This window comes from Bacillus cytotoxicus NVH 391-98 (genome assembly GCF_000017425.1).
GTDB lineage: Bacteria > Bacillota > Bacilli > Bacillales > Bacillaceae_G > Bacillus_A > Bacillus_A cytotoxicus.
In genome coordinates this window covers 970,875-991,794 of record NC_009674.1, presented here as the reverse complement: position 1 = coordinate 991,794, position 20,920 = coordinate 970,875, and the positions used below count along the sequence as shown (strand labels likewise).

The window sequence follows — 20,920 nt, the reverse complement described above, 5'->3', positions numbered from 1 at the left end:
TTATTTATTTAAAATTATTATAATTTAATTATTATTCAAAATTAACTTATTGTCAATCATTTTGTTTACCTTTTTAGAAACAATTTCAGTTAAACAATCAATAAATACATCTTGCGTGTTTGGCATAGCTGGTCTAAAGTATGCAACACGTAATTCATCCGTCACAACTTTACATTCATAATCATTGTCATATAAAACCTCTAAATGCTCTGCCACAAAACCTACTGGACAATATATAAAAGATTCATAACCATTCTGTTTATACAAATCTCTCGTTAAATCTTGCACATCTGGTCCAATCCACGGCTCCCCTGTATTCCCCGCACTTTGCCAGCCAATTGTATAATGTGGAATGCCAGCTTCTGCTGCAATTAAATCTGCAGTATGCTGGAGCTGTTCTACGTAAGGATCACCAGCAGCAATAATTTTTTCTGGTAAACTATGCGCTGAAAAAATGACAACCGCTTTTTCTTTATGTTTAATTTTCCCAAATGTTTCTTTTATTTGATTTGCCCAGTATGCAATAAATTTCGGCTCGTCATACCACTGTTCAATCGGTTCAATGACAGGACCTCCTATTTCTCTTGAAGCATGAATTGCACGGTCATTATATGCTTGAATACTAAATGTTGAATAATGGGGCGCTAATACGATACTAATTGCCTTTTCGATCCCCTCACGCTTCATATCTGCTACTGCATCTTCAATAAAAGGAGCAATGTGCTTCAATCCTAAGTAACAAACAAATTCATAATCTGTAAATTTTTCATTCAATGAAGCAGTTAACTGACGAGCTTGTTCCTTTGTAATTTTTGCAAGTGGTGAAATACCACCAATTGCTTTATAGCGCATAATTAAATCTTCAAGCGCTTCCGCAGATGGTTTACAACCATGTCGAATATGCGTGTAATACGCTTCTACATCCTCCAACGATTCCGGTGTTCCATATGCCATTACAAGTAAACCTATTTTCTTTTTCATTATTTGTTTACACCTCAATTTTATAAATGAGAATCTTTTTCAAGAACATCTGTTTCTAAGTGTATCAATCAATAATAAATATGTCAAAATAATAATTCTAAATAAATATTATTTATAATATGATTATGGATTTTATTTGATATTTTCTCCTGCATTAACACCCCGATTGGTGAAAATAAAAATGGCTCACAACACGCGTGAGCCATTTTTTCCTATTCTTTAATATTTACTCCGTATTCTTTAAACCAAATATGAATCTGTGCTACATGTGCCAAAAGTTGTGGTCCGGTCATTAATTGTCCGAACCACGGTGTTTGAAACGCACTCCCCCCTGATTCAATTAATTCTTGTAATTTTTTTCTATCAAATAATTCATGTAAAATCGATCCCTTATCCTCTAATAACTCTTGTAACCATCTTGTTACTACTTTCGTATAATGAGGATTATGCGTCTTTGGGTATGGGCTTTTCTTTCTATATAAAATATCATCGGGTAATATACCTTCTAACGCTTTTCGCAGTAGACCTTTTTCGCGATTTTTATACATTTTCATTTCCCAAGGAATATTCCATGCATATTCGACAAGGCGATGATCTGCAAATGGTACGCGCACTTCTAAGCTTGCTCCCATACTCATGCGATCTTTCCTGTCTAATAATGTTGTCATAAACCAAATCATATTGAAATAGAATAATTGTCGTCGTTTCGCTTCCACTGTGCTTTCACCTTCTAAAACTGGTACTTCTTGTACCGACTCCTCATAACGTTGCTGCACATACTCTTGCAGCCTTAATTTTCGGCGCCATTCCTCCTTTAAAAGTTGCTCCCGCGCCCTCGTTGATCTCATCCACGGAAATGCACTAGATTGTAAATCATCTTCCCTATAAAACCATGGATAACCACCAAATATCTCATCTGCACACTCCCCCGATAAACCCACGACAAACTTTTGTTTTATTTCTCGGCAAAACCATAACAAAGATGAATCAATATCTGCCATACCTGGTAAATCACGAACAAGTACAGCCTCTGTTAAATATTCTGCTAACCTTTCATTAGAAATGACGCAGCGGTGATGGATTGTACGGAACGTTTCCGTCATGAGGTCAATGAATGGTGCATCTGAATTTGGCTGAAAAGCGTTTGCTTGAAAATATTTTTCATTATCTTCATAATCGATAGAATATGTGTGTAACTGTCCCTTTCCGGAGCGCTCATATTCTTTTGCGGCAATTGCCGTTATTGCACTTGAATCGACTCCGCCCGACAAAAATGTGCATAGCGGTACATCTGAAACCAATTGTCTCGTAATTGCATCTTGTAATAAAAACCTTGTTTTCTCGACCGTTTCTTCAAATGAATCTTCATGCCTCTTACTTTCTACATTCCAATATCTCCATACACATAAACCATCTTTTGAAAATGTAAGTGCGTGGCCTGGCCGCAATTCTTGAATACCAGCATATACACCATGTCCAGGAGTTCTAGATGGGCCAAGTCCAAATATTTCTGCCAAACCTTCTATCGTTACTTCCGCCTTGACATCAGGATGCACCAATATAACTTTCAGTTCTGAACCGAACAGTAATCTTCCGCTATCGTATTTATAAAATAATGGTTTTACCCCTAAACGATCTCTTGCGATAAAAATATGCTCTTTTTTCTCGTCCCATACTGCAAAAGCATATATACCGTTTAAATGATTAACACACTCTTCTTTCCATTCTATATAAGAAGCTAATAGCACCTCAGTATCGGAATGTCCTTTAAATGTGTAACCTCTTCGCAATAACTCTTTTCGAATATCTTCTGTATTATATAGCTCGCCATTGTAACAAATTGTATAGTTGGATTCTTCCTTTAGACAAGTCATCGGCTGTTTTCCGCCTTCTGGATCTACTACAATTAATCGTTTATGTCCAAAAGCAACATGTTTATCAATCCAAATATTCGTATCATCTGGCCCGCGTTTTGCAAGCGTTTCCGTCATCTTCATAACGGTCTCTTTTTCTCCTTCTAACGCCCGCTTATAGTCAATCCATCCAGTAATCCCGCACATATAAATCATCCTTCCTATCCTATATCCGTATAACTTTACTCCGTTCAAAAGCTGAATAGAACCAAAAAGGAAAAATGAAGATATGACATGTAAAAGCCTAATTGGTTCTCATGATGAAGCATTTATTACTTAAAGTGTGTGTTTATTCTATGCCCAATATAAATTAGGTGTTCCATACTTATAAAGCGTTCCTGAACTGTCCATAACAGAAATAACAAGTTTTATAAAAGGAGACATAACAAATGAAACAACGTAAACATATTTTGTATAATCAACCGCGCGCTCATACAATCGGGAACGTGGAGTATATAAACGATGAATGGATTTTTTTTGATGATGAGAATGATGAAGCTTTTTTATTAGAAGATATCATTGAAGATGGATTTGAAGTTTTATATAACAACAATTGGTTGCCAGCTCGCTTTTACGAAAAAAATATATTGCAAATTGCCGATGAACATCACCCTTTGCAAAATGGTGAAATGATACGAATTCGAAAAAAATTGCTCTTCAGTTACAACGAATGGATAGAAGAACTATCTGACTCTGCATTCTCTCTATTCATCGATACTTTGCAAACAATTCATTATTCTTTATACGATTGTATCTATTGTCATAACTTCTTATCATTGCAGCCGAAAGAGCAACCATGTGAAGGCGTCAATATTCTTTTATTTGATAACGAAGACATGATATGTGCTCTTCACCATCATTATGTCCGCTATTCCTCATGTGCTAAAGATATATTTCAATTTACAAAGGCAAATGGGGAAGTATTGCATATAGATGCACAATAAACAAGATATAATAAAAAACCATCTTATGCTTCCGTACGGAAAATAAGATGGTTTTGTTTTACGCAAATGGTGCAAATCCCATTGGCAATCGTAATCCAATGTATAGTACAACAACAAACGCAATAATAAATTGCACCCAAAACGCTCCTGCTTGTTTTTGTTTACTTGTTTTCACAAGAATCATTTCCATTGCAGCAATAACCCAAATGCCTACTAGCATTTTAATGCCGTACCACATGTGCATGTTGCCTGTAGCTGTTTTCATAATGCTTTGATACAACAGAAAGCCCGTTACAATAATGATCATATACATAAGACGCAATCCCATATGTACACCTTTTCCTTTTCTCCCTGCCGTATACATAGAATACGCCACAAAGAATAAAAGAAGTCCTAATATCCATGCTGTAATATGCAAATGTGTTGTCACAATCCCCAACCTCCTCTTTGTCACACTTATTCACTTTATATGATAACATGTCTATTTCTTTTTTAGGAAATGTTTCGCTTTTTCACATTTAAATGATATAATATTTAGAGTATTTACAAACTTCTTGTAATAACAAAAGGGGGAACAATCATGATTGAAACAAAGGATATTATTGAACTTACAGACACATACGGAGCTAACAACTACCACCCACTTCCAATCGTAATCGCAAAAGCTGAAGGTGTCTGGGTAGAAGATCCTGAAGGTAATCGTTATATGGACCTACTTAGTGCATATTCTGCAGTAAACCAAGGACATCGTCATCCAAAGATTATCAATGCTTTAATTGAACAGGCAAATCGCGTTACACTTACTTCACGTGCTTTCCATAGCGACCAATTAGGCCCTTGGTATGAAAAAGTAGCACAACTTACTCATAAAGATATGATTCTTCCAATGAATACAGGCGCGGAAGCTGTTGAAACTGCAATCAAAACAGCACGCCGCTGGGCATATGATGTGAAAAAAGTAGAAGAAAATAAGGCTGAAATTATCGTTTGTGAAGACAACTTCCACGGACGTACAATGGGCGCAGTTTCTATGTCGTCCAACGATGAATATAAACGCGGATTTGGCCCAATGCTTCCTGGTATTATCGTAATCCCTTACGGCGATTTAGAAGCATTAAAAGCGGCTATTACACCGAATACAGCAGCATTTATTTTAGAACCAATTCAAGGTGAAGCTGGCATCAACATTCCACCAGCTAGATTCTTAAAAGAAGCATATGATGTATGTAAGAAAGAGAATGTTCTATTTGTTGCAGATGAAATTCAAACAGGACTAGGCCGTACTGGTAAGCTATTTGCATGTGATTGGGACGAGGTCATCCCTGATATGTATATCCTTGGTAAAGCACTAGGCGGCGGCGTATTCCCAATTTCTTGTGTTGCAGCAAACCGCGATATTCTAGGCGTATTTGAACCAGGTTCTCACGGTTCTACATTCGGCGGTAATCCACTTGCATGTGCCGTTTCGATTGCCGCTCTCGATGTATTACAAGATGAAAGATTAACAGAGCGCTCTCTTCAACTAGGAGAAAAATTAATCGGCCAATTAAAAGAAATTAAGAATCCTATGATTAAAGAAGTTCGTGGTAAAGGATTATTTATTGGAATCGAATTAAATACGCCTGCTCGTCCATATTGCGAGAAATTAAAAGAAGAAGGCTTACTATGTAAAGAAACTCATGAGAATGTCATTCGCATCGCACCACCTCTTGTTATTTCTGAAGACGATTTAGAGTGGGCGTTCCAAAAAATTAAAGCTGTATTATCTTAATATAAATTAGGCGATCCTCTTTTTTCGGACAGCCTCTCTTACGATTTGAAATGACATTTGAACTAAAAGATTGAAAGAAAGACTACCTCTTTTCAAAAAGGTAGTCTTTTACTTTACGATATTTTTTAATGTTCCAATGCCCTCGACTGTTACGATCACTTCATCACCAGCACGCAAAAATTTTGGTGGATTAAAGCCTTTTCCAACGCCCGCGGGCGTCCCGGTTGCAATGATATCTCCAGGCTCAAGCGTCATTCCTTTACTCACAGTAGAAATAATTTCTTCTATCGGAAATATCATATTTTCCGTATTAGAAGTTTGTCTAACTTCCCCGTTTACCTTTGTTTCAATGTGTAATTGACTGGGAGACTGAATCCCTGATGTATGCACTAAATACGGCCCCATCGGGCAAAATGTATCAAAACTTTTCCCCAAGAAAAATTGTTTATGCTTCCTTTGAATATCCCGCGCTGTTATATCATTTACAATCGTATAACCAAATATATATTCCATTGCTTTATCTTTTGGAATTTGTTTGCCTCGCTTTCCAATGACAATCGCGAGTTCCCCTTCATAATCCAATTCACTCGTCGCGTGCGAATGGCTATTAATTTTTTCACCATTCCCTATTACAGTCGTAGGTGCCTTCGTAAAAATCATTATATTGTTTGGGATAGATTCCTCTCCTCCCATTTCGATCGCATGTTCACGGTAATTCTTCCCAACACAAAGAATATTTTTCCGTGGTCTCGGTATAGGAGCTAATAGTTTCACTTCTTGTAAGGAATAGTAAGCTGCTAGTTTATTTTCGTTTGCCCAATTTACAATTTCACGCACCTTTTCCATACATTCGCTTCCTCTTTCAATACATTCTAACATGGTAATTGGAAGCGTAACTTTTTCACCCTTTTGTTTTTGTGCTTCTCTTAAATGCAGCACTTTCTTTTCCTCTTCGTCTACAACACCAATAAACACTTTCTCATCTTTCTTCACCGTCACCAAACGCAAAATTTCCACTCTCCATCCTAAAACTCCATACACTATAATTGTATTCGCATTCCTTAGAAAAAAACCTTCTATCCTTCCTTATTTTTTACAATATTCTTTATTTTACAATTGGTTCTTAGTTGCTTTTTCAAATAAAATGTAGAATTTTTACTTTTTTTATCGAAGCGATTTCTTTTTTATGGAATTTTTGTATAATTTGTACTACATATATACATTTAAAAATTTATATAGAGTGGAGCCGATTGTATGTTTGAGCAAGTAATTGAAAAAAAGCGAAAAAAAATGATCTATTTTGCTGAACGTTATGGAATTACCTCTCAAAAAACAGTAAATTGCAGTCAAGAATTGGACAAGCTCTTAAATATTATTTCTCTTATACAAACAAATACTACCGCCATTCATACGATAGATAGACATACTCATTAAAGTGTATGTCTTTTATTTTTCCTAAGTAGAAAGAAAACAGAGACTTCCGTTTTATGAAACATATATATACTTTTCGAGTCATACATAATAACAAACTAAAAATTTTATTGATGAAAGGTGTTTGCTATGCCAGCAATGGTCGGACAGATTCGCATTGTCAATATTGGATCAAGCGGAATTTTTCATATCGGAGATGTATTCGCAATTCGACCGATTAGTTACTCTCGTGCCTTTGCAGGAGCTGGTTCTTTTAATGTTGGAGATAACGTGTCTGTATATAACTATCAAAATACAACAACTGTTAATGATACAGATGTCGTTGACCAAGCGATTGTAGGGACGAATTAAAAGGAGGTTATAACACATTGAACTTCTATGTGCAACAGAGTATTATCATTAACAAAATTCAAATAGATAGTATTACAACATCTTCTATTTTTCAAATTGGAACAGCTGGAAGTATTAAATCCCTCTCCAAATTTTCAAATACAGGAGGCTTTACAGCACCCGTCCGTCCGCTCAAAGCAAAAGGACAAATTATTTCGATTAACCCAACACCTAGTTCTTCTTAACCGAGTTCCATCATAAATATATAGCATGCACCCTCCCTATTGAAAAGGAGATTATATTTCATGAATCAAGATGTATATATTTATTTACAGCAATTTCAACAAATTCTTCAACAGCAACAAAACACCATTCATGCTTTAGAACAACAAGTGCATACATTACAAGAAGAAATTGAAGAGTTAAAAAGTCGTCCCTCCTCTTCTATAGGAAAAGTGGAGTACAAATTCGATCAGTTAAAAGTAGAAAATTTAAATGGGACATTAAATATCGGCTTAAATCCTTTTGCTAAGACCGAACAACAAATTGAAGACTTTCAAGTGGATACAGAAACATTGAAAGTAAACCCTGAAACAGAACAAGATATTCATCCAGACTTTTATCAAGGTATTATTCAAGAAATGCATCGTTATTTAGATGAAGAAGCATATAATAGAATTCTTCATTTCGAAAGAGAGGAAGGAACACCTCTTGATGAAATGTATCGTCAAATGATGATAGATGATATTAAAAAACAAATGGAGCATCGTCTTCCATACTATTTGTCTCAAGTGCAGCCATATGACGATATCACTTCGAATCCAGAACATTTGCATGCTGTCATCGTTCAAGCGATGAAGCAGGATATTGATAAAGCTTTTCTTTCCTTTATTCAACATATACCAGGTAATTTCCGAAAGGAGTAAGTATATGAACTTAAATGTGATCAACCGTGAAATGAAAGTAGGGCAAATTAAAACAAATGGGGTATCTTCTTCCTCCCTTTTTTTAATTGGAGACGCAAATCTCCTTATTCTCTCTTCTATTCTTGATACACCGTTTGAATCTGTGACAGAAGGACCGTTTGTACCACTTGTTACAGATGTTCCTTCTACTCCAGGTTAAGGAGAAGCACACTTATGTTTCGACATGTCTCGATCGTACAAAATGCTTCTGTCGTCTCGATGGGGATTAGCGCCGTCTTCCAAGTTGGAGATGCAAATCAAATGGCCTTAAAAAGTAGAGCTCTTGCAGTGCATCGAGAAATCCCTTTTTATTTAAAAGGTGAAGGTCGACTTGATGCTTTTAAACTGTTTACTGATAAATATATTACAATCCCGAAACGTTCAACCGATGTCAAACTGAATATTACAAACGAAAGCCCTTTTATCGAAGTAAACGATGTCAACTTACTCACACTATTAAATTCAGCTTGTTTTCAAATCGGCTCTGTTGACTATGTATTTAGCAACTCTCGGATTATACAAATCCGTCAATACATGGAATGAATGAACCTTTTAGAAAATAACCCATATAATGTTGAAAAGAAGACGAATGAAGTGGGGGAATCTTATGCCATCTGTTGTCGGAAACCTTATCGTGCAAAACAGTAATGGCTCTTTTAACTTAGGTGATTTTTATAATGTTTCTCCAAAAGAAAATACGAAAGCCTACAATGGCTCAGGTGCTTCAAATGTTGCTTTTATTGTCAACACATTTAACGGTGTAAGTGCAACAAATACATTTGACCCTGATGTAGCCGACCAAGACCAAATCGTGACAGCATAAAAAAAGTAGGAGAATTGTCTCCTACTTTTTTATGCTGCCATAGCGTTCATTCTTATTGTCGTCATGTGACACAGTTCCTTTCTCACATCATTTCTATTCCTCAATCGTAATCACATGATTTCCATCAAAAAAGTATAAACACTTTTCTTTTACAGGGTGTTGTAACGTTTTTTCTAGTGCTTTAGCATATAAGGAAAGCTGTACTTTATAGCGCTCTTCTAAAATCGGTTTCGCCTGATCGAATCCACCTGGAAATTTCCCTTCAATTGTATCTGTTTTAAAGTCAATTAACGTAATGCCATCATCTTCTTCGATCATACAGTCGATAACCCCTTGTACGAGTATCGTCTCTTCGCTCTTACCTTGCCAATTTTGATACGCTTCTTTTGCTGAAAGCATCATCGTAAACGGTACTTCTCGCTCAACACTTTTCGCTTCTAACACTCGTTTTCCAAGATGACTTTCAAAAAATGCCACTATTCTTTCGACACTGATTTCTTCTGCTTGTTCAAAGGTTAAGATCTCTTTATTCACCATTTTTGCGATTTGCTCTTGAATAGATTCAATTGTAATAGATTGCTTCAAATCAACATGCTGCATAACGGCATGAACAGCTGTTCCACGCTCTGCATATGTTAAGCCTTTTTTCTCCATAAAACGCGGACGTGTTCGAATTGGCGCACGTAGTTTTTGAATAAAGGCCGTATCACTTCCATCTTCCGATTGATAATTTCTTTTAATCTCTGTAACAGATTGCTTCGCACGTTGAAGCGTTGCATCCTCGTATTCGTATTTCCATGTTAATCGATTATATACTTCATCTTTTCGTTCACTCTCTAACGGGACAGCCTTTTTCTCACGCAGCGCTTCTAACAACTCTTGCTTTTCTTCTTGAGCTGGCTCTGGTGCGAGTAACGTTTTGCCATCAACGAATTCTACTTTCCAGCTTGTATCATATTCATAAATTTCATTTGGAATCGTACCTTGTCCTAATTCAAGGAGTATTTCACTATCTCGATGTCGGTATAAGGAAGGAGCAATCCAATCTAAATAACATGACGCACTAGCGCGTACATAATCTGGTAGTAACCATTCTGTATGCTCCCGTGTATCAAGCCATTTTTCCATTTCTTTTTCCTTATCTTTCACCGTTCCAATTAAAATTAATTTTTCTTTTGCACGCGTTAACGCAACATATAATACACGCATTTCTTCTGCAATTAACTCGCGTTTCATTTTTCGTTTAATCGCTAATTGCGATAATGTCGTATATTTAATTCGCTTGCGCGGGTCAATAAATTGTGAACCAAATCCGAAGTCTTTATGCAATAAGAAACGCTGCATTAAATCTTGCGTATTAAAACGACGGCCGAGCCCTGCCACAAACACAACTGGGAACTCTAGTCCTTTACTTTTATGAATGGTCATAATGCGCACAACATCTTCTTGCTCTCCAAGAGCTCTTGCAGTTCCCATATCATCACCGCGTTCTAAAATGCGCTCAATAAAGCGTAAAAAGCGGAATAACCCTCTAAATGATGTCGCCTCATATTGCCTTGCGCGGTCGTATAAAACACGCAAGTTTGCCTGACGTTGCTTTCCGCCAGGTAATCCGCCGACAAAGTCATAATACCCAGTTTCACGATACACTTTCCAAATTAAGTCAGAAAGAGATTGCTGACGCGCAAACTCACGCCATCCTTGCAGTAAGTGATAAAACCACTTTAGCTTTTCATGCAGTTCCTTCCCTCCTTCAAGCGGTGCTCCTCGTAAGAACGAGCGCATCACCTCATAAAAAGAGCCTTTCTTTGCATGCGCACGAAGCATCGCAAGTTCCTCATCATTTAGCCCAACAATTGGCGAACGAAGTACAGCTGCTAGCGGAATATCTTGCACCGGATTATCAATAACGCGGAAAACATTCATCATAATATTTACTTCTGTCGCTTCAAAATAGCCCGTTGCAAGTTCTGCGTATACTGGAATGCCTTGCAGCTTTAATTCTTCCATAATTTGCGGCGCCCACGGCATCGAGCGCAGTAAAATAACAAAATCGCGATATTGGACCTGACGCATTTCATTCGTTTTCCGGTCATATACTGTATATCCTGAGTCAACCATCGCTTTTATGCGCTGCGCAATGAGACGTGCTTCCAGCTGCGCTTTTTCTACTTCTTCACCCTCTTCTCCATCTAGCACTTCTTCTTCAGATTGGTGAATGCATAATAACTCTGCCGCTACATCTTCTCCTTCTGGATAGCTTGCACCTAACTTTAATTCAGCGTCAGCATCATACTCAATTTCACCAACTTCTTCGCCCATAATTTGTTTGAAAATAAAGTTTGTACCAGCTAATACTTCATGACGACTGCGGAAGTTTTTCGCTAAATCAATTTTCATTCCGCCTTCTAATCCTTCTTGTGTAAAACGTTTATATTTTCCTAAAAACAAGCCGGGTTCTGCTAATCGAAAGCGATAAATAGACTGTTTTACGTCACCGACCATAAACAAATTACCTTCTTGCTCAGAGTCTTTCGTTACGAGTTTAATAATGGATTCTTGAACGAAGTTTGTATCTTGATATTCATCAACGAGAACTTCCGCAAATCTATTGCGGTATTGAAGTGCAACTGGCGATGGGCGCAGTTCACCATCTTCACCTTGCTCGCTTAAAATTTGCAAACAAAAATGCTCTAAATCTGTAAAATCAACCATTCCTTTATCACGTTTTATCGCTTGAAATCGGTTCGAAAACTCTTTAACAAGCTGCACGAGTTTTCCTAATACAGGGTGCATCTCTTGAAAATCACGTAAAAAGCTTTCTGGTTTACGACTAAACAGTTCTTCTTGTAATTTCTTCACTTCATCTTTTGCTTTATTGCGAAGAGAATCGACTTGTTTCACAATATCTTCGTTATAATCGCTTTTCTTAATACGCTTTAACGTTTGCCACGATACATGCTGCATTGCTTCATATACACTTGTCCACGACTTGCGCGCAGCATGAGATAGCGTTTCTAGTAAAACGAGATCCGTTTGTAATGTCTCCATGCGAGGAGCAGGACCATCGGGAAGCATCGCTAATTCCATTGCTTTTCGAATGTGCTCCGTTGCTGTTTCAAGCTGGAATTTCACATCTTCTAATAAATAAGAAGCATACATTAAATCTTCAATTGTTTTTCCTTCCACATTATACGCTTCTACTAATCTATCAAGCCACTTTTCTGGATTTGGATGCGCTCCTGCTGCTGTATGCAGCGCCAAAATCATTCGCTGCAAATCATCATCATTACGGTCGCTCGTATAGCGATCGACAAGTTCAAAGAATAGTTGATTCTCTTCCATTCCATACTCTTCTTCTAATATGTCATCTAACACTTCTTCTTTTAATAACTCATTTTCCGTTTGATTCGCGATGCGAAAACGAGGATCGATATCAAGCATGTAATAATATGAACGAATGACTTGTAAACAAAAAGAATGAATTGTTGAGATGGAAGCCTTATTTAATAAGCTCAGCTGCTTCCGTATATGCCGTGAACTCGGTTCCTCAATTAATACTTTTTCTAACGCTTCCCCAATTCGATTTTTCATCTCTTGCGCGGCTGCATTCGTAAATGTTACAACGAGTAAGCGATCGACATCTACCGGATTCTCCTCATTAATAATCTTTTTAATGATACGTTCAACGAGTACTGCTGTTTTCCCGGAACCTGCTGCTGCTGCAACTAAAATATCACGTCCATGTGCCACAACAGCTTTCCATTGATCATCTGTCCATTGACTCCCTTCTGGTTTTGCTGGCCAATTTTCTACCATCATTCCCCGACCTCCTCTCGTATTTTCTCCATTGCTTCACTATCTTTCATATCTTTTAATGTACGGAACTGATTGTCTTCCAGCGATTCATCGAACTGGCAGACAGAGCGGAAGTGACAAAATGTGCACGCTGCTTTATTCCCCATTTTATATGGAGCAATATCAATGACACCTTCTGTAATGTCTTTTCCGATCGTTTCAAACGTATGGTGTACGTATTTTTGTAGCACAGAAAATTCTTGTTCACTTGCGATGTTAGAGCGTGCGCTGAAGCTTCCGTCTTTTTTTAACCCGGCTGAAATAATGTCAGAGCTTCCTGTTGATAGTTTGTTATCCATTAAACGAACAACATCTGCATCTCCAAGCACGAGCCCTTTCATTTTAAATTTCTTTAAAATTTCTTTCTCAATCTCCTCTTCAGAAGCGTCACCTTTCACCTCAACAAGTGGATTATGAATATGGAAGTATAACACACCTGCTGGTGATGCGACTTCCCCCTGTTTCATCCACGTACCAGCATTAGAAATGACGACATCCAAATACGTCAGCATTTGCAATGCTAATCCGTAATATACTTCTGTTAAATCCAGCGCTTTCGAGCTCGATTTATAATCAATAATGCGAAGAAACGTACCGCTCTCATCTTCCGCTTTATCAACTCGATCAATCCGGCCGACAACTTCCATTTTCACACCGTTTGATAATGTAAATTCCATCGGTGGTAATGAGTCTTTGCCTCCCATACCAAACGGAACTTCTAAATCAACTGGAACAAATCCACTCGCCTTAGCATGTTCCCTAAGCACAAGCGATGTTCTAAAAATAATTTGCTGTAATTTTTGTTTCAAATAAGCATGTCGATTTGAGCTTAATAAAATTTGCCTTTGTAATAATGGAGCAATTTCTTCTATTACTAATATGGAAAGATGCTCACATTCTTTTATGGATAAATCAGCCCAAGTCCGTTTTTCACGCAAGAGCTTGTCCGCAATTTTCTTTAGCGCTGCATGGAACAGCTCCCCGATATCTGGTGCATCTAATTTAAATATATCGCGCTCTCTCAATGATAAACCGTGCTGTGCAAAATGAGCGTACGCACAGCGATTAAATAATTCCATACGAGAGACACTTCCTTTTATTTTATCTCCATATAAAATTCGACTTACAGCCGTACTTAATTTCTTCGCACGATTTCGATAAAACAAACTGGATAATACACGGTTGCTTTTTTGCTTCCATTCATCGGATGTAACGTAGAAATTATATACATCCCACCAAAAGTCTAAATCACCTTCAAAACCGTATCGCTTCCACGTTTGCAGTTGTTGCATCACATATGACAATGTTACTTCTGGCGTCGTTACATATGAAATTTGTGCTGCGCGCGATAAGTCGTTTACATCGTTTGTTACAAACGTCTCTTTCACATTAGGAAACATTCTCTTTATTTTCTTCATAAAACTAGAAGCTAGTAATGTCTTTCCTTCTTCATCTGCAAGAGGACAAGAGATATATAGTTTCTCAGATGCTCTTGTCACCATTTGATACAAGACAAACTGTTCTTCTAATAACGTTTGTCTTGTCGTTGGTGCTAATTCCACGCCCGCTGCTGCAAGAACATCTCTTTCTTCATCAGAAAGCATCCCTTCATCTGTCGGCGTAGCTGGCATCACACCTTCATTTGCACCAATCACAAATGTTGCCCGAATATTTGAAAGTCTAGAGCGATCGATATTTGCAATTAATACTTGGTCTAACGATGGCGGGATATTGGCAAATTGAAGTGCCTCAAGCCCTGTCGTCATCACATCAATAAACACCGATAGAGACATACTTTCTTCTCCAAGCATCTCAACAAATGTATCAAGAAGATTCATCACTTCTTCCCACACTTGATCATGGTCTGTCGCAAATAAGAAATCCCCGCTTTCTTCAGCACGTACACGTAGTTGTTCTAATTTCTTCGGAACATCTAGCTCCTCTAAAAATAAATATACAGCTTCGCACATTTGCATAACAGTACTTGCACGTTTCAATCTTTTTTGCAGACGAATGATTGGCGTTCTTACAATCTCACGAAGACGGTTCATTTTCTCTTCCATTTGGCGTTCACGATCTGTTATCACCTCGTTCCCCTCATCAAGAGAGCGATAACGACGATACGTCCACGGCTCATCGGCGGTCCATTTCTTACCTTGGACACCATACGCCAAACAGTAGTTTTCAAACTCATCCATTTCTTCACGCATCACTTCTTTTTTTACATCCAGCGGATATAAAAGTTCTGTTTTCACGCAGCGAAAAACAGCATCATAACGCCAATTCCCACTAATTATTTCTAAAGCAGAACGAATACATTCGACTAACGGATGGTGAGACATCGAGCGCTTTTCATCAATGAAATGCGGAATATCATAATCTGCAAATAATGTTCTTAACACATCATAATAGCTTTCTCCGTTCCGAAGAAGTACGGCAATATCGCGGTATCGATAATTCTCTTCTGCAACAAGTCTACGAATTTCTCGCGCTACTCCTTCTACCTCCGCTCGTAAATTCGCAGCTGTATGGATGGCAATACTCGTCTCTCCGTAAAACTTTTCGTTCGGACGCGATTCATAGTGAGCTTCTAAATGCGCTAATGCTGGAGAATGAAATCGCGGCTGTTCTACGAGCGAAATCGTTTTTTCCATTACCACTTTCTCTTCACGTGCTACTTGTTTTACTTTTTCATACGTCAGCACTGTTTCATAAAACAAATCCAGTTCATTGACTGGCTGGGCGAACGTTTTTTCATCCACCGTTAATGTAATCGTCATTCTTGCTCCGCATCTCATTAGCTGCCTTATAATTTCAAGCTCTTGCGGGGAGAACGAATGAAATCCATCAATATAAATTTCTGCATCCTTTACATACTCAGAAAACGGCAGTTTCTCAATAAGGAGCTGTAAATAATCTTCCGAATCTAAATACTTTCCAATTAAAGCTCGTTCAAAATCATCATATAATAGCTGCAAATCATATATTTTATTTGCCAGCAACTTTTGTTCGGCGCTACTGCTATGCGCATCTAACTGTTGCCACATTTCATATACATGAGATGGCGTTATATTGTAACGTTTAAACTCTGCAATCATACCTCCAAGATGTTCAAAGAAGCCATTTTGTTCAGCGGCTTTTTGAAACACATATAATCCTTCTTTGCGCGATTCAATAATTTTGCGAAGTAACATATGCACACCCGCTTCATCAATATGAAGACGACTTGCCCCTCCTACTTCTTGCAACACTTTCCAAGCTAATCGTGAAAAACTAAACACTTGTGCACGAATAGAAGCTCTTACCTCTTCACTTCCTATTAACGCCTGCTGCGTCTGAAATGTCATTTGTTCAGGAACAAGATACAAGATTGTTTTCCCTCTTGGGCGCTCTTTTAACTCTTCTTGCACTTCTCGTAAACAAAGTGTACTTTTCCCACTTCCAGCTCTTCCAATCACAAATCGAAGTGACATATAACCCCACCTTTCACCTATATAACGAACGTTAGTTTGCTGTCATCATTGTATTATAGGACACGAAAAAAGACAAACAGAGACTGCTTGCCTTTTTTCCTCTTTTCTATATTATAAATCATTCTACTCACCTTTTGAAAAGTTCATTTGCATTTCGTTAATCGGCCAATAACGTAAATCGACTTTTCCAACAACCGCATCTGCTTTTATAAAACCAAAATGTCTGCTGTCCCAGCTACCAAGACGGTTATCGCCAAGTACAAAAATATATCCTTTTGGCACAACCTTTTTTTTCGTTAACTCTTCCAACTTAAAATCTCCTGTCAACTGGCGTCCTTTCACTTGTTCCTTATATGTTTCTAAATACGGTTCATCAACAAATTGACCATTAATATATAATTTATCCTGCTTATATTCAATATAATCTCCAGGTAAACCAATGATTCGTTTTACATAGTCCTCTTTTTTATTCGCATGGAATACAACAACATCAAATCGATGTAACTCTCCAACTTGATAGCTCACTTTGTTCACAACAAGCATATTACCATCTTGAAGTGTTGGCATCATCGACTTTCCCTCTACAACATAAGTCGAGAAGAAAAACGTTCGAAAAAAAAGAGCTAGTAGTATCCCGATAAGGATCGTTCTCATCCACTCTACGCTTTCTTTTTTCAAAGTTTGCTTCATCAGCCTCTCCCCTCACCCTTTTCTACAATGAAGCTGTATGTACAGCGCGGACTTCTCTCCTCAATGCAGTTCTAATTTCACTTCAATTTTCTTACCAACATACCAAAGAATAAAAACAACTCCTATCACAATAATTGTTTTTACAGGATTATGGATAAAAGAAGTTAAATCATGACCGATATAGCTTAACATAAAAATCATAACAAGCTTTCCAAGTGTTAGAGCTAATCCAAACTGCCTTACACTAATGCGCGATAATCCCGCGACTACATTAATCAATGCAGATGGCGTAAAAGGAAAACAGTACAATACAAAAATAGGTGCAAATCCTTTTCGTTCAATCCATCCCATCGCACTCCGTACTTTCGGATGTTTATTTATAAAAGAAAAAAAGCGACTTCGCCCAAACTTACGAATAACAAGAAAAACAAGAAACGCCCCCAGCACCGAACCGATCCAAGAATAGAAACATCCAAGCCATAGACCAAAAGCAACCGCATTTGCCATAACAAATACGATCAGTGGAAGTACGGGAATAAGCGCTTCTGCCATTGGCAAGCCAATGCCAAGGAGCAGACCAAACGCCCGGTAACTCTCGACAAGTTGGTCCATATTTTCTGTTGAAAAATATTCTTTGATTGTTTGAAAATCCATTCTACAATTTACCCCTTTATTATTTTCACTATCCCTACTTTATCATTGCTTCGTATAAAGAGGAAATGGTAGATATAACAGATGGAGATGTATGTATTAAAGTTCCATACGATGATGTAAAAACCCTTCCTGATTATCGTATGATTATCTATCATGATTTGACAGGATTTTACACCTTTCATGTTTCCATGTAACAAAAAAGAAACCAGTTACTTCATCATATCTGGTTTCTTTTCATTTTTATTATATGAGCATTTTACCTGATTTATTAATCATTCTCCTTCTATATCTTCTTCCTTTACAAGGTAGACTTTTTCATACGCTGGTCTTAACGTTGATATCGCTTCTTTTGCAACTGGCTTAAACTGCAAGTTTCCTTGTTTATCTTTTCGATCTTCATATTCTGTTCTCAGCTTTGCTGTACGGTTTTGTTGATTCTCAAAACTACTCTTTGACATCTCTAATTTCACTGCAAACCCATTAATGAACCGAATAATAAGATTGCCGTCTGCTAACTCTTTATTGCTTGCAATATGAAAATGAGAGAGCCATGCACATTCTTTTCTTGAATAGGAATACGTGGGAAAGAAATAAAGTTGATCGGTGGGACTAATTGCGATAGGTGCTTTATGAGTAATACGTGTTAACTCTTTGGTTCCTTCTTTCCTCCCTAAAAAACTCGATCCATGCTTACGACAGCTTCGTTCTACAATATCAAGCGGCTTTTGGAACATAAAAAAAGAGTCTTCCACTTCAATTACTCTCGTTATTACATTTTTTTCCCCTAAAATAACAGGCAGTAAAGCCATAGTTTTTTTATTTATTACGTAATTTTCAACATAGCGCTCAGCTCTACCATCCATGGTGTGTTCACTCCTTCTATAAAATTCATTTATATTAGCAGCTGCACAAATAATTGTATCACACCTTTTGTAAAATAATTAAAATTTTCAATTTTTTTACATTCTTTTATAAAACTTAAAAATGACATTATTTCTTTCCATAAAAAATACCCAACGTCAAAAATGTATATAGTTCGTTCCAAATAGAGATATTATTTCAACTAAAAGTAGATTTTCCATGTTTGAAATATTTATAACATATTCGTTAGTCTCATGAACAAGACTGCTTCAAAAGTCCAAATGCCCATATAGAGTAAGGTAAAGAAGCAAAGAAGGGTTATTACACCATATGTATTTCCTCAAAAATGTATAACAAAAAAGATGGCCAAAGCCATCTTTTTTATCACACACAATAAAATTATAGTTTTACAACGTTTTTAGCTTGAGGTCCACGGTTACCATTTTCGATTTCGAAGCTAACTTTTTCGCCTTCTTCTAAAGATTTGAAGCCTTCAGTTGTGATTGCAGAGAAATGTACAAAGACATCGCTTCCACCTGGAACTTCGATGAAACCAAATCCTTTTTCATTATTAAACCATTTTACTTGTCCTGTTACTGTCATTCTTATTTCCTCCTAAGAAAATACATTTTTTAGTTTTTCATGTAAAAAAAGAATCCACACATTATCAAATACGAAACATAAAACAGTTCTCACATACTTTTTCTCGTTCGTTTTCAGCACTTGATAATATATGGATTGCTTAATTTAATTATTCAACTGAGATTAGTATAACATAATAAAGATAAGATGTATACTTTTTTTAAAAAATAAATCTTCCAATTTTTATACTCTCTATAAAATAGAGCTATTACCCTAAAAAACGAAACAGATATACAAAAAGAATTTTTTCAATAGAAAACAGGCGCCTAGTATCGACACCTGTCCCCTCACTTATTTTGTAAACTGCGCCTCTTCCGTAGAACCTTTCAGCGCTGTTGTCGAAGATGTACCACCTGTAATAACTTGCGCGACTTCATCAAAGTAACCCGTTCCTACTTCGCGCTGATGACGCGTTGCGGAGTAGCCGTATTGTTCAGCAGCAAATTCTGCTTGTTGCAATTCAGAATATGCTGCCATGCCACGCTCCTTATAACCGCGTGCTAATTCAAACATGCTATAGTTTAAGGAATGGAATCCAGCAAGCGTTACGAATTGGAATTTATAACCGTATGATGCAATTTCTTTTTGAAAGTTTGCAATTGTTTTTTCACCTAATTTTTGTTTCCAGTTAAAGGATGGCGAACAGTTATAAGCTAGTAATTTCCCTGGATACTTCTCATGAATCGCTTCAGCAAAGCGCTTTGCATCTTCTACATTTGGCTCAGATGTTTCACACCAAACAAGGTCTGCATATGGTGCATATGCTAAGCCGCGCGCAATTGCTTGATCGAGCCCCGCTTTTGTACGGTAAAAACCTTCTGGCGTTCTTTCTCCTGTAATAAACTTTCGATCGACTGGATCGATATCGCTTGTAATTAAATCTGCTGCATCCGCATCCGTTCTTGCAACAATGATTGTCGATACGCCCATTACATCTGCCGCTAGCCGTGCTGAAATTAAATTGCGCACTGCTGTTTGTGTTGGTAATAACACCTTTCCGCCTAAATGTCCGCATTTCTTTTCCGAAGATAATTGATCTTCGAAGTGAACACCTGCTGCTCCTGCTTCAATCATACTTTTCATTAATTCAAATACATTTAATTGTCCGCCAAATCCGGCCTCAGCATCAGCAATAATCGGCACGAAGTAGTCGATACCTCCGTTTCCTTCCATATGCTGAATTTGATCTGCGCGCTGAAGCGTTTGATTCATCCGTTTTACAACAGCTGGTACACTATTTACCGGATACAAACTTTGATCCGGATACATATGACCAGATAAATTCGCATCCGCTGCTACTTGCCAACCACTTAAGTAAATTGCTTTTAAGCCCGCTTTTACTTGTTGCATCGCTTGGTTACCTGTTAACGCTCCCAGCGCATGAATGTAGTCTTCTGTATGAAGCATGTTCCAAAGTTTCTCCGCACCACGGCGCGCCAATGTATGTTCAATATCAATTGACCCGCGAAGACGAATTACATCTTCAGCAGAATAAGGACGCGTAATCCCCTTCCAGCGTGCATTTAATTCCCAATCCTCTTGCAATTGCTGAACTCTTTCATTTTTCATTTCTTCCATCCCCTT

The 20,920-nt window shown here is 37.5% G+C and carries 21 protein-coding genes; 10 read left to right on the top strand and 11 right to left on the bottom strand.

The genetic code is table 11. The features are described 5' to 3' along the window. Nucleotides 1–24: 24 nt before the first annotated feature. Entirely contained in the window at nucleotides 25–984 is a 960-nt protein-coding gene (hemH, locus tag BCER98_RS04820) for a ferrochelatase (RefSeq protein WP_041810260.1), read from the bottom strand. A 209-nt stretch (nucleotides 985–1,193) separates the two neighbouring features. Beyond that, the gene (gene asnB / locus BCER98_RS04815; RefSeq protein WP_041809521.1) at nucleotides 1,194–3,041 is read right to left on the bottom strand and encodes an asparagine synthase (glutamine-hydrolyzing); all 1,848 of its coding nucleotides are present in this window, start codon (nucleotides 3,039–3,041) and stop codon (nucleotides 1,194–1,196) included. Between the two features lie 242 nt (nucleotides 3,042–3,283). Between asnB and BCER98_RS04810 the strand changes: the two genes are divergently transcribed. Continuing rightward, entirely contained in the window at nucleotides 3,284–3,838 is a 555-nt protein-coding gene (locus BCER98_RS04810; RefSeq protein ID WP_011983960.1) for a DUF2777 domain-containing protein, read from the top strand. Between the two features lie 58 nt (nucleotides 3,839–3,896). Here BCER98_RS04810 and BCER98_RS04805 read toward each other — a convergent pair whose 3' ends face one another. Continuing rightward, on the bottom strand, nucleotides 3,897–4,202 hold the full coding sequence (locus tag BCER98_RS04805) for a YisL family protein (protein ID WP_235436381.1): 306 nt from the start codon (nucleotides 4,200–4,202) through the stop codon (nucleotides 3,897–3,899). A 216-nt stretch (nucleotides 4,203–4,418) separates the two neighbouring features. On the opposite strand from BCER98_RS04805, the gene BCER98_RS04800 reads away from it, so the two are divergent. Next, nucleotides 4,419–5,609 (top strand): ornithine--oxo-acid transaminase, encoded by a 1,191-nt coding sequence (locus BCER98_RS04800; protein ID WP_011983958.1) that lies wholly within the window; start codon nucleotides 4,419–4,421, stop codon nucleotides 5,607–5,609. 108 nt (nucleotides 5,610–5,717) lie between these two features. Here BCER98_RS04800 and BCER98_RS04795 read toward each other — a convergent pair whose 3' ends face one another. Further along, on the bottom strand, nucleotides 5,718–6,617 hold the full coding sequence (locus tag BCER98_RS04795) for a fumarylacetoacetate hydrolase family protein (protein ID WP_081428427.1): 900 nt from the start codon (nucleotides 6,615–6,617) through the stop codon (nucleotides 5,718–5,720). Between the two features lie 246 nt (nucleotides 6,618–6,863). Here BCER98_RS04795 and BCER98_RS04790 point away from each other — a divergent pair, with 246 nt between their 5' ends. The 7 genes from BCER98_RS04790 (at nucleotide 6,864) to BCER98_RS04760 (ending at nucleotide 9,158) form a co-directional block, all read left to right on the top strand. Beyond that, nucleotides 6,864–7,043, top strand: a complete 180-nt coding sequence (locus BCER98_RS04790) for an aspartyl-phosphate phosphatase Spo0E family protein (protein WP_011983956.1) — start codon at nucleotides 6,864–6,866, stop codon at nucleotides 7,041–7,043. 126 nt (nucleotides 7,044–7,169) lie between these two features. Then, nucleotides 7,170–7,391, top strand: a complete 222-nt coding sequence (locus tag BCER98_RS04785) for a spore germination protein (protein WP_011983955.1) — start codon at nucleotides 7,170–7,172, stop codon at nucleotides 7,389–7,391. 17 nt (nucleotides 7,392–7,408) lie between these two features. Beyond that, a complete protein-coding gene (locus tag BCER98_RS04780; RefSeq protein ID WP_011983954.1) occupies nucleotides 7,409–7,615 on the top strand; it encodes a spore germination protein GerPB in 207 nt (68 codons plus the stop codon). A 60-nt stretch (nucleotides 7,616–7,675) separates the two neighbouring features. Then, nucleotides 7,676–8,296 (top strand): spore germination protein GerPC, encoded by a 621-nt coding sequence (gene gerPC, locus BCER98_RS04775; protein ID WP_011983953.1) that lies wholly within the window; start codon nucleotides 7,676–7,678, stop codon nucleotides 8,294–8,296. Between the two features lie 4 nt (nucleotides 8,297–8,300). Next, on the top strand, nucleotides 8,301–8,495 hold the full coding sequence (locus tag BCER98_RS04770) for a hypothetical protein (RefSeq protein WP_011983952.1): 195 nt from the start codon (nucleotides 8,301–8,303) through the stop codon (nucleotides 8,493–8,495). Between the two features lie 14 nt (nucleotides 8,496–8,509). Next, nucleotides 8,510–8,878, top strand: coding sequence for a spore germination protein GerPE (locus BCER98_RS04765; protein WP_011983951.1), 369 nt, complete (start codon nucleotides 8,510–8,512; stop codon nucleotides 8,876–8,878). 64 nt (nucleotides 8,879–8,942) lie between these two features. Beyond that, nucleotides 8,943–9,158 (top strand): spore germination protein, encoded by a 216-nt coding sequence (locus BCER98_RS04760; RefSeq protein WP_011983950.1) that lies wholly within the window; start codon nucleotides 8,943–8,945, stop codon nucleotides 9,156–9,158. A 93-nt stretch (nucleotides 9,159–9,251) separates the two neighbouring features. Here BCER98_RS04760 and addA read toward each other — a convergent pair whose 3' ends face one another. The 4 genes from addA to BCER98_RS04740 all read right to left on the bottom strand — a co-directional run bounded on the left by addA (nucleotide 9,252) and on the right by BCER98_RS04740 (nucleotide 17,833). After that, nucleotides 9,252–12,977, bottom strand: a complete 3,726-nt coding sequence (gene addA, locus BCER98_RS04755; RefSeq protein WP_041810256.1) for a helicase-exonuclease AddAB subunit AddA — start codon at nucleotides 12,975–12,977, stop codon at nucleotides 9,252–9,254. Next, nucleotides 12,977–16,489: a helicase-exonuclease AddAB subunit AddB gene (gene addB / locus BCER98_RS04750; RefSeq protein ID WP_011983948.1), complete on the bottom strand. Its 3,513-nt coding sequence runs from the start codon at nucleotides 16,487–16,489 to the stop codon at nucleotides 12,977–12,979. Before addB ends, addA begins: the two co-directional genes overlap by 1 nt. A 123-nt stretch (nucleotides 16,490–16,612) precedes the next feature. Continuing rightward, entirely contained in the window at nucleotides 16,613–17,179 is a 567-nt protein-coding gene (lepB, locus tag BCER98_RS04745; RefSeq protein WP_011983947.1) for a signal peptidase I, read from the bottom strand. A gap of 60 nt (nucleotides 17,180–17,239) precedes the next feature. Beyond that, nucleotides 17,240–17,833 (bottom strand): TVP38/TMEM64 family protein, encoded by a 594-nt coding sequence (locus BCER98_RS04740; RefSeq protein WP_011983946.1) that lies wholly within the window; start codon nucleotides 17,831–17,833, stop codon nucleotides 17,240–17,242. Between the two features lie 65 nt (nucleotides 17,834–17,898). Between BCER98_RS04740 and BCER98_RS23335 the strand changes: the two genes are divergently transcribed. Then, nucleotides 17,899–18,027 (top strand): hypothetical protein, encoded by a 129-nt coding sequence (locus BCER98_RS23335; protein WP_255815495.1) that lies wholly within the window; start codon nucleotides 17,899–17,901, stop codon nucleotides 18,025–18,027. A 78-nt stretch (nucleotides 18,028–18,105) separates the two neighbouring features. Here BCER98_RS23335 and BCER98_RS04735 read toward each other — a convergent pair whose 3' ends face one another. The 3 genes from BCER98_RS04735 to aceA form a co-directional block, all read right to left on the bottom strand. Next, a complete protein-coding gene (locus BCER98_RS04735; RefSeq protein ID WP_011983945.1) occupies nucleotides 18,106–18,696 on the bottom strand; it encodes a competence protein ComK in 591 nt (196 codons plus the stop codon). 397 nt (nucleotides 18,697–19,093) lie between these two features. Beyond that, the gene (locus BCER98_RS04730; RefSeq protein ID WP_011983944.1) at nucleotides 19,094–19,297 is read right to left on the bottom strand and encodes a cold-shock protein; all 204 of its coding nucleotides are present in this window, start codon (nucleotides 19,295–19,297) and stop codon (nucleotides 19,094–19,096) included. A gap of 330 nt (nucleotides 19,298–19,627) precedes the next feature. Next, nucleotides 19,628–20,905 carry an isocitrate lyase gene (aceA, locus tag BCER98_RS04725; protein WP_011983943.1) on the bottom strand — a complete coding sequence of 426 codons (1,278 nt, stop codon included), beginning with the start codon at nucleotides 20,903–20,905 and terminating at the stop codon, nucleotides 19,628–19,630. Nucleotides 20,906–20,920: the final 15 nt, after the last annotated feature.

Excerpts from the sequence above, each read along its gene's own strand:
- asnB (WP_041809521.1), bottom strand. The coding sequence starts at position 3,041 with ATGTGCGGGATTACTGGATGGATTGACTATAAGCGGGCGTTAGAAGGA.
- BCER98_RS04810 (WP_011983960.1), top strand. The coding sequence starts at position 3,284 with ATGAAACAACGTAAACATATTTTGTATAATCAACCGCGCGCTCATACA.
- BCER98_RS04805 (WP_235436381.1), bottom strand. The coding sequence starts at position 4,202 with ATGTATACGGCAGGGAGAAAAGGAAAAGGTGTACATATGGGATTGCGT.
- BCER98_RS04800 (WP_011983958.1), top strand. The coding sequence starts at position 4,419 with ATGATTGAAACAAAGGATATTATTGAACTTACAGACACATACGGAGCT.
- BCER98_RS04790 (WP_011983956.1), top strand. The coding sequence starts at position 6,864 with ATGTTTGAGCAAGTAATTGAAAAAAAGCGAAAAAAAATGATCTATTTT.
- BCER98_RS04785 (WP_011983955.1), top strand. The coding sequence starts at position 7,170 with ATGCCAGCAATGGTCGGACAGATTCGCATTGTCAATATTGGATCAAGC.
- gerPC (WP_011983953.1), top strand. The coding sequence starts at position 7,676 with ATGAATCAAGATGTATATATTTATTTACAGCAATTTCAACAAATTCTT.
- BCER98_RS04770 (WP_011983952.1), top strand. The coding sequence starts at position 8,301 with ATGAACTTAAATGTGATCAACCGTGAAATGAAAGTAGGGCAAATTAAA.
- BCER98_RS04765 (WP_011983951.1), top strand. The coding sequence starts at position 8,510 with ATGTTTCGACATGTCTCGATCGTACAAAATGCTTCTGTCGTCTCGATG.
- BCER98_RS04760 (WP_011983950.1), top strand. The coding sequence starts at position 8,943 with ATGCCATCTGTTGTCGGAAACCTTATCGTGCAAAACAGTAATGGCTCT.
- addA (WP_041810256.1), bottom strand. The coding sequence starts at position 12,977 with ATGGTAGAAAATTGGCCAGCAAAACCAGAAGGGAGTCAATGGACAGAT.
- addB (WP_011983948.1), bottom strand. The coding sequence starts at position 16,489 with ATGTCACTTCGATTTGTGATTGGAAGAGCTGGAAGTGGGAAAAGTACA.
- lepB (WP_011983947.1), bottom strand. The coding sequence starts at position 17,179 with ATGAAGCAAACTTTGAAAAAAGAAAGCGTAGAGTGGATGAGAACGATC.
- BCER98_RS04740 (WP_011983946.1), bottom strand. The coding sequence starts at position 17,833 with ATGGATTTTCAAACAATCAAAGAATATTTTTCAACAGAAAATATGGAC.
- BCER98_RS23335 (WP_255815495.1), top strand. The coding sequence starts at position 17,899 with ATGGTAGATATAACAGATGGAGATGTATGTATTAAAGTTCCATACGAT.
- BCER98_RS04735 (WP_011983945.1), bottom strand. The coding sequence starts at position 18,696 with ATGGATGGTAGAGCTGAGCGCTATGTTGAAAATTACGTAATAAATAAA.
- BCER98_RS04730 (WP_011983944.1), bottom strand. The coding sequence starts at position 19,297 with ATGACAGTAACAGGACAAGTAAAATGGTTTAATAATGAAAAAGGATTT.
- aceA (WP_011983943.1), bottom strand. The coding sequence starts at position 20,905 with ATGAAAAATGAAAGAGTTCAGCAATTGCAAGAGGATTGGGAATTAAAT.